We start from the raw sequence: 14552 nt of genomic DNA on the forward strand, positions 1-14552 counted from the left end.
GAAATAACAAAACCTAAATCTATACATTATGAAACTTAAAGCATTATTATTCGGAGCAGCTATTTTTGGAGCCAGTTTTTTTGTAACTTCCACAACTGATAACGATAACTCAGGAAATGAAATCCAAAAACAAGCTGTCGAAAGATCAAAGATCAAAATTCCTGCTGCTGGGTAGTATAATTGCTATCTTCATAGCCTTTTCACCTTATATTTTTTATTTATATGAAATTTTCCCAAGCGGCCGCGTTTGGGAAACTTCTTTTTTTACCTATGAGAGTCTTTATTACGAAAGTGTAATGACTGCCGCCTGGACTTACCTGGGAAAAATCACGCCATTATTTTTACTTTTAATCTGGTTCTTCACCTGCAAGCACTGGTGGTATCATACCATATTGATTCCCATTTCAATGTATACTTACCAGCTAATAGTTTCATTTTATGAAGATGTATATCTACAGGTTAATTTGATGGATACAAACCAACTTATATACTTAGCACCTTTTTTTATTATAATTCTTTCTATTGTTTACCTGATACGTATCAAGATCTTTGACCGTATCTACGGGATTGACCTTAGTGAAATTGAGGAAACCGACGTATCTGTGATGTCTCCTCTTTCAGAACGGGATCGCAGGGATTTAAATGAATTTCGTAGTGATGGGTATACAGAAGAACTTCAGGAAGATTACTACCAGAAACTTTAATTGTAGCTATTCTCCAAAATAGTTGTATTTTAATTCCTTAAAGTTTCACAAGTCTTCATATGGGAAAACAGGTCTCTCCTTTTACCAAAGAACAACTCATTCCGCAGGAAGAAACCCTGGAAATTTTCAAGAACAAGGGCAAGCTTTTCATTGGAATGCCAAAGGAAACTTCGTACCAGGAAAAGCGTATTTGTTTAAGTCCTGATGCAGTAGCAGCGATTACAGCACACGGCCACCGGGTAATGATAGAGTCGGGGGCGGGGCAATGGGCCCGTTTCAGCGATAAAGATTATTCTGAAGCAGGCGCCGAAATCACCAAAGACACAAAAAAAGTATTCTCCTGCCCTACCATTTTAAAAGTAGAACCGCCTTCTATGGAAGAGCTGGAACTCATCAATCCTCAAACGATATTAATTTCAGCACTTCAGCTTAAAACTCAATGCAAGCAATACTTTCAGAAGCTGGCAGAAAAACGAATTACCGCCCTCGCTTTTGAATTCATTCGGGATGAGGATGGCAGTTATCCTATTGTTAAAGCAATGAGTGAAATTGCAGGTACGGCCTCAGTTCTTATCGCTTCAGAAATAATGAGCAACCATGTAAAAGGCAACGGCCTGATGTTCGGAAACATCAGCGGGGTGCCACCTATAGAAGTAGTGGTGCTGGGTGCAGGAACCGTGGGGGAATTCGCCACGCGTTCTTCTTTAGGACTGGGAGCAAGTGTAAAAGTATTTGACAGTTCCCTAACTAAGTTAAGGAGTATTCAATCTAATCTTGGAAACACTTTCTACACCTCCACCATTCAACCTAAAAATTTGAGTAAAGCTCTAAAGCGATGTGATGTTTTGATTGGAGCCGTGAGAGGAAAAAACCGATCTCCCGTTCTTATTACCGACGATATGGTCCAAACTATGAAACGTGGCGCCGTAATTATAGATGTGAGTATTGATATGGGGGGTTGTGTAGAAACCAGCGAGGTGACATCACACGATCAGCCCATTTTCACCAAACACAATATAATACATTATTGCGTACCCAATATCCCTTCCCGCTACGCCAGGACCTCGTCGCTTTCCATTAGTAATATCTTTACTCCTTACCTGCTTCACATTGCTGAAGAAGGCGGATTGGAAAACACGCTGAGATTTGACAAGGGTTTAAGAAATGGTTTGTACTTTTACCACGGAATTCTGACCAATAAATCTATTGCAGATTGGTTTGATCTTTCTTACAGAGATATCAATTTGCTTATTTTTTAGGCTGAAAATTCCAAAAATAGAAACCATCAAATCTTTTAAAAGATTTTCAAGTAGACATTTTAAATGAAATTAATTCACCGCATTGGTTACTTCTCTGTAGGATTGTTTTTTGGTATTGTCCTTTTGATCTTTTTCCTTGGCGGAAAAAGAGCCTCTTGTGATTATACTCCAACAGACAGGGTTTTAAAGAATATCCGTACAAAATCAAGGGCATATTCCCCTGAAGTTTTAAACTATTTTGAAGCGAATAGCCTTGATACTGCAATGGTTTCCCAAATACTTGAAACTGGAGATGTTGATTTCGGCAGAAGTAATACCAATGCCGAGCCCTGTAATATTTACCTCGTTTCAGAAAAGATCAATACTGAAACCCTTGAGCTTAAAATCGAGAACTGTGACAGCCTTGCTACGCTAAAAGCGGCCAGGCTCGTACGGAATTAGATTTATATAAAAAAATTGCCGGCAGATTAATCCCCGGCAATTTTTATTTCACGGCTAATAGATTTCACTACAAAATCTGGGCGGTGTGTTCTTTGGTTTTTACCTTTTTAATCACATCCTCAATTTTTCCTTCTTCGTCAATTATAAAGGTAGTACGATGGATTCCATCATATTCTTTTCCCATAAATTTTTTAGGCCCCCAAACACCGTAGGCGTTTATCACCTCTTTATCCTCATCAGCAAGCAATGGAAAAGGGAAGTCGTATTTATTTTTAAAATTTGATTGCCGTTTTTTAGAATCAGCACTTACTCCAATCACGGCATAATTCTTTTCCTGGAACTGCTCCCAGTTGTCTCTCAGGTTACAGGCTTCGGCAGTACAGCCGGGTGTACTTGCTTTTGGATAGAAAAAAAGCACGAGCTTCTTTCCTTTAAAATCTGAAAGTTGAACAATATTTCCGTCCTGATCTTCGGCTTTAAAATCGGGGGCTTTGTCGCCCGGTTCCAATGTTGTCATAATTATTACTTTTGTGTAAAATTACATAATATGAACAAACAAGAAAAGGTACAGTTTGTTATAGATACCTTAAATGATATATATCCCCAGGTTCCAATTCCATTAGATCACAAAGATCCTTATACCTTATTAATTGCTGTATTGCTTTCGGCTCAAAGCACCGATGTAAAAGTAAACCAAATCACTCCCGAACTTTTCAAAATAGCCGATAATCCCTATGATATGGTAAAACTTAGCATAGAAGAAATTAGGGAAATTATAAAACCTGTGGGGCTTTCTCCAATGAAATCAAAGGGGATTCACGGACTTTCAGAAATACTTATCGAAAAACATAATGGGCAGGTTCCTGCCGATTTCGAAGCCCTGGAAGAACTGCCTGCAGTAGGACATAAAACAGCGAGTGTTGTAATGTCTCAGGCTTTTAATATTCCGGCATTTCCGGTAGACACTCACATTCAAAGGCTTATGTACCGGTGGAATCTTAGCAATGGTAAGAATGTAAAACAAACCGAAAAAGATGCCAAGCGACTTTTCCCCAGGGATCTCTGGAATAAACTTCACCTCCAGATCATCTGGTATGGACGGCAGTATTCCCCCGCTCGCGGCTGGAATTTAGAAAAGGATATTATTACAAAAACAATAGGCAGAAAAAGCCTGATAAAGCAATACCTGAAAAATAAAGCATAAAAAAAGACCTGCAGGCTAAAAGCAGGTCTTTAAACATAACCTCTTAATCAGAATTAATTAAGAAAGGTCTCGAACTTCATACTTTGATATTTAGTAATATTCAAAGCTCTTGAATAGTTTAAAAGAAAATTTACTGTTTCTCTTTTAGGTTTTAATTCATTCAATTTTTCCTCTTTAGAGGTGTTTTTTGTGTAAAAGTTCCCCATTTTATAAATTTTGCATTGGTTTAAATAGATAACGCAATGAAATGGGGGATAGTATAGATTAATTTGTTAAAATTAAGTTATGCTTATCGATTATTTTTCTCAGATTGATTAGGGCATAACGCATTCTTCCCAGGGCAGTATTTATGCTAACTCCGGTACGTTCAGATATTTCCTTGAAACTCATATCCTTATAGATTCGCATTGTTAAAACTTCAAGTTGATCTTCAGGAAGCTCCTTTATGAGTTCCTGTACATCGAATTCTATCTGTTCTTTTATTAATTGCGTTTCGGCATTAAGGTTAGAATCACTCAAAACAGAAAAAATATTAAAATCGCCTTTATTTTCAAACTTTGGCATACGCTTATTTTTCCTGAAATGATCTATAACGAGATTATGGGCAATTCGCATAACCCAGGGTAGAAACTTACCTTCTTCATTATACTTACCTCTTTTGAGCGTATTAATCACTTTAATAAAGGTGTCTTGAAAAACGTCTTCAGCAACATCTTTATCAAATACTTTAGAATAAATAAAACTGTAAATCCGGTGTTGATGCCTGGAAATTAATTTAGAGAGTGCATTTTCATTTCCACCAAGATATTCCCGCACGAGAATAGCATCGCTTACTTTAAGGTTTTCCATATTAGTTACTTTTGTTCAGGATGGTAGGGGCACCTGAGGTTTAGGTTATTTAGTTTTAAAAGTAACTTTATGCAATAGGCAGGATAATTTTCGATTAATTCTTGGCCTCAAATATAGCAAGATAAAATTGACAATTACAAATAAAAGCTTAATATTTTAACATTACAATAAGAAATAAGGTGCTTTTTCCCCTGCTGCTTATTGAGTACATTTGCATTTCAAGACCATACAACATAGCATGAATATTGACGCAGAGAAGGTTGACCCGAAAAAGAACATCATCATTAAAGGTGCAAAACTGCACAATCTAAAAGATATCAATGTCGTAATTCCTCGTAATAAACTGGTAGTAATAACCGGTCTTTCAGGTTCAGGGAAATCAAGTCTCGCCTTTGACACCTTATACGCTGAAGGGCAACGCCGGTATGTAGAAAGCCTATCTTCGTATGCCCGGCAATTCCTGGGGAGGCTCAATAAGCCTAAAGTAGATTATATAAAAGGAATAGCCCCGGCCATTGCCATAGAGCAGAAGGTTAATTCTACCAACCCGCGGTCTACTGTTGGTACTTCCACCGAGATTTATGATTACCTAAAACTTCTCTTCGCCCGAATAGGAAAGACCTATTCTCCTGTTTCGGGAAATGAAGTCAAAAAAGATACGGTTACCGATGTGGTAAACTATGTAAAGTCTTTTGCTGAAGGTGAAAAACTTCTTCTACTCTCCCCTATTCATCTTGAAAATGGCAGGTCACTGGAGGAAAAAATAAAAGTGCTTGCTCAGCAAGGCTATAGTAGGATAAAAATCAAAGATGAAGTTAAGCGTATTGATGAAGCTGATCTTGCCCATGCAGATGCTTCTGAAACTTTTCTTGTGGTTGACCGAATAATAACAAAAGACGAGGAGGATTTTTATAACCGGCTGGCCGATGCTACTGATGCAGCCTTCTTTGAAGGAAAGGGAGAACTCTATATCCAGAAATTAAGCGATAATGAGTTGCGCCACTTCAGCAATAAATTTGAACTGGATGGAATAAGCTTCCCAGAGCCGAATGTTCATCTTTTCAGTTTTAATAATCCCTACGGAGCCTGTTCAAAATGCGAAGGTTATGGAGACGTAATCGGAATCGATGAAGACCTGGTTATTCCAAATACCGGTCTCTCTGTCTACGAAAATGCTATTTTTCCCTGGCGAGGCGAAAGTATGAGTTGGTATCGCGATCAACTGGTTAATAATTCTCATAAATTCGATTTCCCTATACACAAACCCTGGTTTGAACTTTCAGAAGAACAAAAAGAGCTGGTATGGACGGGGAACGAGTATTTTGAAGGTATCAATGAGTTCTTCGAATTTTTGGAAAGCAAAGCTTATAAAATTCAGAACAGGGTAATGTTAAGTCGGTACCGGGGTAAAACCAAATGCAGTGCCTGTAAAGGTAAAAGACTTAGACCTGAAGCTGAATATGTAAAGATAGGCGGCCATAGCATCACCGATCTCGTTGAAAAACCCTTGCATAAGGTAAGGGGGTTTTTCAATGACCTGGAACTTAATGAATATGATAATCAAATCGCAAAAAGGCTTTTAACCGAAATAAGGAATCGGCTGAACTTTCTCTCCCAGGTAGGCCTGGATTATCTCACTCTAAACCGAAAATCAAATACTTTATCCGGAGGTGAATCCCAACGAATAAACCTGGCAACCTCTCTTGGAAGTAGCCTCGTAGGATCTATGTATATACTGGATGAACCCTCCATAGGCTTGCATCCAAAAGATACTGAAAACCTAATAGAGGTTTTAAAAAATCTCCGTGATCTGGGCAATACCGTGATTGTAGTAGAGCATGATGAAGACATAATGAACGCAGCCGATGAAATTATTGACATCGGTCCCGAAGCCGGAACTAATGGCGGGGAAGTTGTGGCGGTAGGAAAAATGAAAGATATTTTAAAGTCCACTTCGCTTACAGCACAATATCTTAATGGTGCAGAAAAGATTGAATTACCACAGGAGAGACGCAAAACAAAAAGAAGTATTAAAGTTACCGGAGCAAGGGAAAATAATCTTAAAAATATAGATGTTTCTTTCCCGCTGGGAGTTTTTACTGCAATAACAGGAGTTTCAGGGAGTGGAAAAAGCACACTTGTTAAGAAAATTCTTTATCCTGCTGCCCAAAAGGAAATTGGAGGCTACGGGGAAAAGGCAGGTCAATTTACCTCCATAGAAGGAAATTTTGATAACCTGGGCAGCATTGAATTTGTAGACCAGAATCCTATAGGACGAAGCTCTCGTTCTAATCCAGTAACCTATATAAAAGCTTACGACGACATCCGAAACTTATTTTCCAATCAGAAGTTGTCAAAAATAAGGGACTATACCCCGAAATATTTTTCATTTAATGTGGACGGAGGCCGCTGCGAGGTTTGTAAAGGAGAAGGAGAAGTTACCATCGAGATGCAGTTTATGGCCGATGTGCACCTGGAGTGTGATGCCTGCAACGGGAAACGCTTTAAAAAAGAAGTGCTGGAAGTAACTTTTGCCGACAAAACCATTGATGATGTATTGAAAATGACCATTGATGATGCTACAAATTTCTTCCACGAGCATAAACAGGATAAAATAGTCAAAAAATTAAAACCTCTTCAGGATGTTGGTCTTGGTTATGTTCAATTAGGACAAAGCTCTTCTACTCTGTCCGGAGGGGAGGCGCAACGTATCAAACTCGCGTCTTTCCTGGTAAAAGGAAACACCAGAGAAAAGGCCCTGTTTATTTTTGATGAGCCTACCACGGGATTGCATTTCCACGACATAAAAAAATTGCTTAAGTCATTTAACGCACTTATTAAGAAGGGACATTCTGTGATCGTAATTGAACATAATATGGAGTTGGTTAAATGCGCCGATCACGTGATCGATCTCGGACCTGAAGGAGGAGAAAACGGAGGGCACCTTGTAGCTTTCGGCACCCCGGAAGAGGTTGCTAAAAACAGAAAATCTTATACCGCAAAATACCTGAAGGAAAAATTATAGGCTTGATCATTTTTATAAATTACTGAATTTCAAAACACTGTGTATTTCAATATCTACTTTAATAAACATCACAGTGGCTCCCACCCCTACTTTAGGCACTTTGGCACATAGTTTGTAACTTTTAAGATGTAACCCACTTCTATCATAGGGTTTCAGAACTTAAAACCTTACAAATGAAAAATATTGTCCTAATTTTTAGCCTGCTTTTCTTCGGAATTTCAGTTTCCGCTTCGGAAGCTTCAGATTTTCGCAGGAATGCCTATACAGATTCGTTTATCTTCATAGAAGACGGTGTGGAATTTGCCGTTTATCCTAATGGAGAATTCGATTTCTACTACAACCCGAACTTCAGAAGAACGAATGTGATCAACATCTCAACTCCAAATGTAAATATCAGTTATAACTCCGGTTATAATTACGAATCCTATATTCAATATGATGATTATGGAGCCGTTATTCAGGTAGAAAATGTTCCAATCTACTATGACTACTACGGAAGAATAATCCAGGCTGGAAATGTATTAATCGACTATAACCGTAACGGCAGAGTGGCGCGTGTTGGAAACTTATATGTTAGGTACAACAGGTTTAACCAGTTTGCTCATTTTTCGGGATATATTAATCATTATAACCGGCAGTATGTTTACAGACCATGGCATAGGTACTACAGCAGGCCTCACAGCCACGTAAGCATTGTATTTCACAAACCTTACAGAGCTTACTACCAGCCAAACCGTTTAAGCTATGTGCAGCACAACACTTATTATACAAACAACTATAATACGTATGTAAATAAGAATTTCTATCGTCCTGACCAGAAAGTAGTTTCTTACAATAACGGAAGAAGAACGTCTAATAAAAGGGATCTACAAAAAATAAATACACGTAGGTCCAGCCAGGTTGTATCTAAAAACAATACCCGAAGAAGTACCCAAAGCAGGACCAGGTCTAACACTTCAAATAATAAAAAAGCTGTAATCTCCAGAAGACAATCAAGTAGCAATTCGGCTGGAAAATCGATGCGAGAAACTACCAGGAGAAATTCTGAGGCAAGAGCTACTAAAGCGCCAACAAGAACCAGAGCAAACACAAGCAGCAGAACACAAACCAGGACGTCTCAGGCCAAGACCATCAGGAATACGAGAGTTCAGCAAAGTAACCCTAGAAATGCCAGGATTAAGAAACAGGCAACTCAGCAAAGAAGAAGTAATGTAACAAGGTCTACCCCGACTAACAGAAACACGAGTACAAGATCTTCTGGAAGATCAAGTAATAGAGTTCAGAGCAGTAGCCAGAGCTCAAGAAAACCGGCAGCTGTTAAGACTCAAAGAAACACACGCTCAAGTACCACAAGAGGAAAAACTTCTACCCGAAATAACACTTCGGCACGAAACATGAGAAGTAGAGGATAAAAGTTCATAATTTAAATTTTTTTGGTTGGTTAGTTGGAAACCCCTTTGGACATCACAAATGTCCTGGGGGTTTCTCTTTTTATGAACTTTTTATCCTTAAGTATTTTCCTATAAGATTTCTGATTTCGGGAGAAAAATTCAATTTATAGGCTAAAATTAAAAAAAGCACCGTTATTAAAAGAGACTTAAGGGCAATGTTCAATAAAGGATGAAAAGGGAACTCCCAAAAAAAGAATCCTATACTAAATACGGTAGTAATGGCTATAACTAACCAGGTTTTTGGAACAACAGGCAGCAGGTGGAATTTGGTATAAACCAGGTAAATCTTGGAAGTGTTATAAATCCCAAAGGCCAGAAAGCTTGCTATTGCTGCGCCTTCAATCCCATAAAGCGGTATAAAAATTATATTAAAGAGAAAGGCTAAGACTGCAAGAAAAACTCCAATGGAAAGCACGATACGGTAATAATCTGAATTGAACAAAATACTGTTATTATTTCCGAGAAAATTATCATAAAGTTTAGCCAGAGAAATTAGCAGAACCACCAACATACTCAATTCATATTCTTCAGGAATCATCTCATAGAGCTGTTGTACATTACTAATTATCAAAACAAATATTAATCCGCTAACAATCAGTAAGTTAATAGAACTTTTTTTATACAAATCACCCAAAGCCTGATTATCTTTTAAATTTAGCATCGCTGCGGTCATCGGGTGGGTAATCTGGTGCATTGCTTTTTGTGGCACCGAAATTACCGTGGCGATGTAAACCATTATTCCGTAAATAGCCACTTGTTCTATGGGTAGGTAGTATTCAATCATCACCTTATCCAGATCCAACAGCACCATTGCCACAGAAGCTGCAATGAGAATAAGGGAGGTGTACTTCAAGACACTGGAAAGATTTTCAGGAAGTAAGAGATTTATTTTCGGTTGGTAGAGGTTAAAGGCATAAATGGCCATTACAAGACTCCTGAACACGAAAACAAAAGCAAGGCCATAAATGAACCAATGCACACTTAAAACCTCAAAATAAACAGCTAAGAGCAGCAGGCTAATGCAAATACGGTGGAAAACCTCCTTCATTACATTTCCAAAGACGCTCCTAAAATGGACCTTAGACCATGCAAAAAAAACTTCAAAATAAGCTATGGCCAATGCAATAAGAAATATTAGCCAGATATAAGGTTTTACCAGGGTATTACTATCAGAAAAATAACTCAGTAGAAAGTCGTAGCCCATAAAGCCAACAATTCCTAAAAATGCAGAAACTACTAAAGGCAGGAATAATACCAGATTTAACAAACGATCTTTTTCCCCGGGAGTTTTGTAGAAACTAAAGAATTTCACCAGTGTACTATGCACACCAAAGGCCATAAAAGGCCAGATTAAATTCGCAGCTGAGAGCAGGAAACTTACCAGACCATAATATTCCTGTTCCAAAAAATAAGTGAAAAGGAACAGAGTATTGATGGCTCCAATCCCAAAACCTGCATAGGTAGTAACCAGATTTTTAAAAGACTGATTTAAAATTATACCCATAGCCTTATTTTACTTTAGCAAGTTAGCTAATTTACCGGTAAGCATTTTGCGGCTATATTGCGTTATATTCTTCGGTTCTGAAATCAATGCCCCCTTTTTATATTCAGAAAAAAGTTTTTTAAGCTGAATTTTCACCGCTTCTTTATCTGTATATTCGAAACACTCCCCTGCTCCTGTTTCTTTTAAAATTTTCTGAACATCCCATTTTTTAGGTCCGATAGCCATGATTGGTCTTTTGGCGTTCAGATATTCGAATATCTTTCCCGGGATGATGCCCCGCGTTTCAATACTGTCAATCTCCAAAAGCAGTAGTACCTGACTTTTACGCTGTAATTTCAAGGCTTCCATGTGGCTCACATAAGGTATCAATTCAAGATGATCTTCCAGTTTATTTGCCTTAATACTTTTTATTACTTCAGGACTCACTTTACCTACCAGCCTAAGCTTGAACGAATTTTTAAATTCAGCATCTTCCGCTATTAATTCCCGAAAGTTCTCCCAAAGAAATTTTGGATTTCTTCCCGAAAGCAGAGATCCAATATGAGAAAAACTGAAATTTTCATCGGGAATAACAGGCTCAGAAAACTTCACTTCATCATAGCCATTAGTGATAAGAAAAACCGGTTTTTTCGTTTTACCTTCAAATTCCGCTTTGGTAGTATGGCTGGTCGCTATAATTTTATCAGCAGAATTTAATACCTCTCTTTCAAATAATTCATGTTTTTTCTGAGCTCTTTTACTGAGCTTCAATTTAGAGTGATACCCAATTTGTGTCCAGGGATCTCTAAAATCGGCTATCCATGTTATTGATAATTCCTTTTTAAGATTTAAGCCGATGAGATGAAGGCTATGTGGTGGCCCGGTAGTAATTATGGTTTCAATATTTTCCTTTTTCAGAAAATTTATCAGATACTTAACTGAAGGCTTTATCCAGAATTTTCTGGCATCGGGAATGAAGAAATTTCCTCTTATGTATAACATAAGGCTTTGTAACAAACCCTGGTTTTTTTCTTCGGCAATTATACCTGAACTTATAGTCTCTGTTTCTTTTTTTGAAAATAAACCGGCGAGGCTATAGGGCTCAGATATTTTACGTTTAATAATCTGAAGGTTTTTAGGAACCTCTCTTTCCAGATTCTTATCGGTTAAAGGGTAAGTAGGGTTTTCAGGAATAAAAAGCACAGGTTCAATCTCAAAATCCCTGAGGTATTTCACAAATTTCAACCAGCGTTGCACCCCGGGACCACCAGCCGGAGGCCAGTAATATGTGATGATGAGGACCTTTTTCATACTTGTTATTCTTTACGGCGAATCCCGTAAAATATACCACCGAGAATCGCCAAAACAAGAACTATAGAACTCGCGAGGGTGATACTGCTGCCTGTATTAACAACTTCAGGTTCAAACCTAAAGCTTATTTTGTGCTCTCCCGCAGGAATTTCCAAAGCCCGTAAAACATAATTCACCCTGAAATGTTCTACAGGCTGACCATCAATATAGGCCTGCCAACCAGGATTATAATACATCTCTGAAAAAACCGCCAACTGTTCGCTATCCGATTGGAATTCATAGTTCATTTCGTTTGGCGAAGCACTTCTCAGGCTTATTTCACCAGTAGCACTCCATTCGGTATTACCCGAAACTATATCGCTGAATTTCTTATCGGCAATTGCCGTATTCTGTAGGTCTGTATTCTCCAATTCCACTATTTCTTCATCAGCATCGGCAACATATTCCAGCTGATTCACCAGCCAGGCATTCCCATAAGCTCCTGGATTTTGCTGAGCCTGCGGAGACCCATCTTCAGAAGGAACTATAAAATACTTCACATTAAGCATATTCAGGATTTCCATATTATTTTGAGAGATATAGAAATCAAAAAGATCCTGCATCCGGCCAGGTTTGGCTGCATGATAACCACCAATACTGTTATGGAAATAAGAAGTTCTCCCGGTATTAAAAGGACTCCCGCTTACATCAAATACCCTGTAATGCGATTCATCCTGAAGTATTTGTTCATCGGCCTGAGTTGCTCGAAACGGCTGCTCCATTTCCCGGGCATTTACAAAATCATCATTATTAACATAACGTCGGTCTACCCCAACCAGGTCGAATAATATTAAAATGGCAAAGGCTCCAATAAGCATGTTTTCCCGCAGCTTCCCTTTAAGGTAAAACCAGATAAGAGAAACGCATAATCCAACAAGGATAAAACTTCTAAGGGCATCGGCAGTAAGAATGGCTTTGCGATCTTCTTTAAGGGCCCTCACAAAATCCATCCCGAGCTGTTGTCTTAATGCGGCATCAGAACCACCGCTAAAATCAAAAAGCACCGCTTTAAAAAGGAGGAAAAACAAGGCCAAACCTCCGGTTATTATCCCTGCCCATTTAAGTGCATGTTCTTTTTTATCTACTGAAATTTCCCTGGAAAATAAACGGGAAAGCCCTACTACCGCAAATACCGGCACACATAACTCGATGATTACCTGAATAGACGATACCGCCCTGAATTTATCGTAAAGTGGCACATAATCGATAAATAATTCGGTTAGGACGCTGAAGTTCTTACCCCAGGATAATAATAATGCCAGTATACTTCCGCCTACTATCCACCATTTAAGTCGACCTCTAATGAGAAAGAGCGCAAAAACGAAAAAGAATAAAACCGTAGCTCCAATATATGCCGGTGCACCTACAAAGGGTTGGTCGCCCCAATATGTTGGTGTATTTTTCACAAAATCGGCAGCCTGTGCCGGAGAAGCTCCAAGCTCCATTATTGCCCGGTAAACATTTGAATCCTCATCGAGTCGTTCAGCATTAGAGCCACCCATAAACCTAGGGATAAACAAATTGAAAGTCTCGAGAACTCCGTAACTATATTCAGTAATATAGTTATAGTCCAGGCCGCTACCCCTTTTCTCAGAACCATCAGGTTCAATAGTGAGGCCGGTATCTCCTCTCGTGCTAAACTCAGCATATTCCTGCGTGGCCAGTAAATTGGTTGCGTTTGCCCCTATGGCAAGAATAACAGCGACAACCATAACCCCGAGGGCTTTAAAGTATTGTGGAATCAAGCCTTTTTTATAGGCGTCAACAAGATAGGCAATACCGAGAACGATGACGAGCAGTAGAAGATAATACGTCATCTGGAAATGGTTTGCTCCAATTTCCAGGGCCATGGAAATGGCCAGTAAAATTCCGCCAAGCCAGAATTTTTGCCTGAAGCTCAAGATTATTCCTCCCAAAACCATCGGCATATAGGCAATAGCATGTGCTTTAGCGTTATGTCCCACCCCAAGAATTATAATGAGATAAGTGGAAAAACCGAAGGCGAGTGCTCCAAGAAAAGCAAGCCTGAAATCGAGTTTCAAACAAAGTAAAAGGATGTAGAACCCGAGAAAATACAGGAAAAGATAATCGGCCGGTCTTGGAAGAAAGCGCAGCACAGAATCCAGTTTTTTCACATAATTATGTGGATAATTAGCCCCGAGTTGATAGGTAGGCATTCCGCCAAAAGCTGCATTGGTCCAATAGGGTTCTTCGCCTGTTTGAGCTCTGAAATCATTTTGCTCTTTGGCCATACCGGTATACTGAATGATATCGCTCTGAAAGATCATTTTACCCTGAAGAACAGGACTAAAATATAACAGGGAAATTACAATGAAACCAAATAAAACAAGAATATGAGGAAGATACCGCTTGTAGTGAGCCATCAAAAAATAATTTAGTAGGCTCGAAATTAATCAATTTCTTCGTAATCGATGTATTCTCCTACTGTTTTGTTAGATCTGGGCTTAGTACTGGATTTTTTATCTACACTAACCTTGGGTTCTTTTTTCCGGGAATTATAAGGTTGCTGCTGATTGAATTGTTGCTCAAATTGCTTGCCCACTTTCCGCATAAAGTATTTAAGGATCAATGGACCAAACCAACGAATTAATAATTTAAACCCGAAGTATACTAACAGGATTATTAAAATCGTTTTGAGAACACCTGTAAAAGAAGCTTCAAACATTTAATTTCTTTTTGCAAAAATAAAAATTAGGCTTAACAAACGCGAGGTTTTCAATCCTAAATTAATAATAAATTCTGCTATATTTGATCTAAAAGACAAT

At 38.6% G+C, this 14552-nt stretch carries 12 protein-coding genes; 6 read left to right on the forward strand and 6 right to left on the reverse strand.

The window, feature by feature from the left end; translation table 11 throughout:
• Positions 1-116: 116 nt before the first annotated feature.
• From VIM94_RS01310 to VIM94_RS01320, 3 genes are all read left to right on the forward strand, one after another.
• A complete protein-coding gene (locus VIM94_RS01310; protein ID WP_332037487.1) occupies positions 117-704 on the forward strand; it encodes a hypothetical protein in 588 nt (195 codons plus the stop codon).
• Positions 705-763: 59 nt separating this feature from the next.
• Positions 764-1963, forward strand: coding sequence for an alanine dehydrogenase (locus VIM94_RS01315; RefSeq protein ID WP_332037488.1), 1200 nt, complete (start codon positions 764-766; stop codon positions 1961-1963).
• Between the two features lie 63 nt (positions 1964-2026).
• On the forward strand, positions 2027-2404 hold the full coding sequence (locus VIM94_RS01320; RefSeq protein ID WP_332037489.1) for a hypothetical protein: 378 nt from the start codon (positions 2027-2029) through the stop codon (positions 2402-2404).
• A gap of 67 nt (positions 2405-2471) precedes the next feature.
• On the opposite strand, the gene bcp is transcribed toward VIM94_RS01320, so the two are convergent.
• On the reverse strand, positions 2472-2921 hold the full coding sequence (gene bcp / locus VIM94_RS01325; RefSeq protein WP_332037490.1) for a thioredoxin-dependent thiol peroxidase: 450 nt from the start codon (positions 2919-2921) through the stop codon (positions 2472-2474).
• 30 nt (positions 2922-2951) lie between these two features.
• On the opposite strand from bcp, the gene VIM94_RS01330 reads away from it, so the two are divergent.
• Positions 2952-3608, forward strand: a complete 657-nt coding sequence (locus tag VIM94_RS01330; protein ID WP_332037491.1) for an endonuclease III — start codon at positions 2952-2954, stop codon at positions 3606-3608.
• A 264-nt stretch (positions 3609-3872) separates the two neighbouring features.
• Here the strand turns inward: VIM94_RS01330 and VIM94_RS01335 are convergent, their stop codons facing one another.
• Positions 3873-4457 carry an RNA polymerase sigma factor gene (locus VIM94_RS01335; protein WP_332037492.1) on the reverse strand — a complete coding sequence of 195 codons (585 nt, stop codon included), beginning with the start codon at positions 4455-4457 and terminating at the stop codon, positions 3873-3875.
• Positions 4458-4695: 238 nt separating this feature from the next.
• Between VIM94_RS01335 and uvrA the strand changes: the two genes are divergently transcribed.
• Both uvrA and VIM94_RS01345 read left to right on the forward strand, forming a co-directional pair.
• Positions 4696-7482, forward strand: coding sequence for an excinuclease ABC subunit UvrA (gene uvrA, locus VIM94_RS01340; RefSeq protein ID WP_332037493.1), 2787 nt, complete (start codon positions 4696-4698; stop codon positions 7480-7482).
• Between the two features lie 173 nt (positions 7483-7655).
• Positions 7656-8894, forward strand: a complete 1239-nt coding sequence (locus VIM94_RS01345; protein WP_332037494.1) for a hypothetical protein — start codon at positions 7656-7658, stop codon at positions 8892-8894.
• Between the two features lie 79 nt (positions 8895-8973).
• On the opposite strand, the gene VIM94_RS01350 is transcribed toward VIM94_RS01345, so the two are convergent.
• Genes VIM94_RS01350 through VIM94_RS01365 form a run of 4 tightly spaced genes read right to left on the reverse strand, consistent with a single transcriptional unit; the run spans position 8974 to position 14452 of the window.
• Positions 8974-10437 (reverse strand): polysaccharide biosynthesis C-terminal domain-containing protein, encoded by a 1464-nt coding sequence (locus VIM94_RS01350; protein ID WP_332037495.1) that lies wholly within the window; start codon positions 10435-10437, stop codon positions 8974-8976.
• 9 nt (positions 10438-10446) lie between these two features.
• Complete coding sequence (locus VIM94_RS01355; protein ID WP_332037496.1) at positions 10447-11727, reverse strand: glycosyltransferase family 4 protein; 1281 nt, start codon at positions 11725-11727, stop codon at positions 10447-10449.
• A 5-nt stretch (positions 11728-11732) separates the two neighbouring features.
• Entirely contained in the window at positions 11733-14150 is a 2418-nt protein-coding gene (locus tag VIM94_RS01360; RefSeq protein ID WP_332037497.1) for a YfhO family protein, read from the reverse strand.
• Between the two features lie 26 nt (positions 14151-14176).
• Complete coding sequence (locus tag VIM94_RS01365; RefSeq protein WP_332037498.1) at positions 14177-14452, reverse strand: DUF4834 family protein; 276 nt, start codon at positions 14450-14452, stop codon at positions 14177-14179.
• Positions 14453-14552 lie beyond the last annotated feature (100 nt).

It is taken from the genome of Salegentibacter sp. (genome assembly GCF_036568425.1).
Classification (GTDB): domain Bacteria; phylum Bacteroidota; class Bacteroidia; order Flavobacteriales; family Flavobacteriaceae; genus Salegentibacter.

Coding starts and splice junctions, on each gene's coding strand:
- bcp (WP_332037490.1), bottom strand. CDS start 2,921: ATGACAACATTGGAACCGGGCGACAAAGCCCCCGATTTTAAAGCCGAA.
- VIM94_RS01330 (WP_332037491.1), top strand. CDS start 2,952: ATGAACAAACAAGAAAAGGTACAGTTTGTTATAGATACCTTAAATGAT.
- VIM94_RS01310 (WP_332037487.1), top strand. CDS start 117: ATGAAATCCAAAAACAAGCTGTCGAAAGATCAAAGATCAAAATTCCTG.
- VIM94_RS01365 (WP_332037498.1), bottom strand. CDS start 14,452: ATGTTTGAAGCTTCTTTTACAGGTGTTCTCAAAACGATTTTAATAATC.
- VIM94_RS01335 (WP_332037492.1), bottom strand. CDS start 4,457: ATGGAAAACCTTAAAGTAAGCGATGCTATTCTCGTGCGGGAATATCTT.
- VIM94_RS01315 (WP_332037488.1), top strand. CDS start 764: ATGGGAAAACAGGTCTCTCCTTTTACCAAAGAACAACTCATTCCGCAG.
- VIM94_RS01345 (WP_332037494.1), top strand. CDS start 7,656: ATGAAAAATATTGTCCTAATTTTTAGCCTGCTTTTCTTCGGAATTTCA.
- VIM94_RS01350 (WP_332037495.1), bottom strand. CDS start 10,437: ATGGGTATAATTTTAAATCAGTCTTTTAAAAATCTGGTTACTACCTAT.
- VIM94_RS01355 (WP_332037496.1), bottom strand. CDS start 11,727: ATGAAAAAGGTCCTCATCATCACATATTACTGGCCTCCGGCTGGTGGT.
- VIM94_RS01360 (WP_332037497.1), bottom strand. CDS start 14,150: ATGGCTCACTACAAGCGGTATCTTCCTCATATTCTTGTTTTATTTGGT.
- VIM94_RS01320 (WP_332037489.1), top strand. CDS start 2,027: ATGAAATTAATTCACCGCATTGGTTACTTCTCTGTAGGATTGTTTTTT.
- uvrA (WP_332037493.1), top strand. CDS start 4,696: ATGAATATTGACGCAGAGAAGGTTGACCCGAAAAAGAACATCATCATT.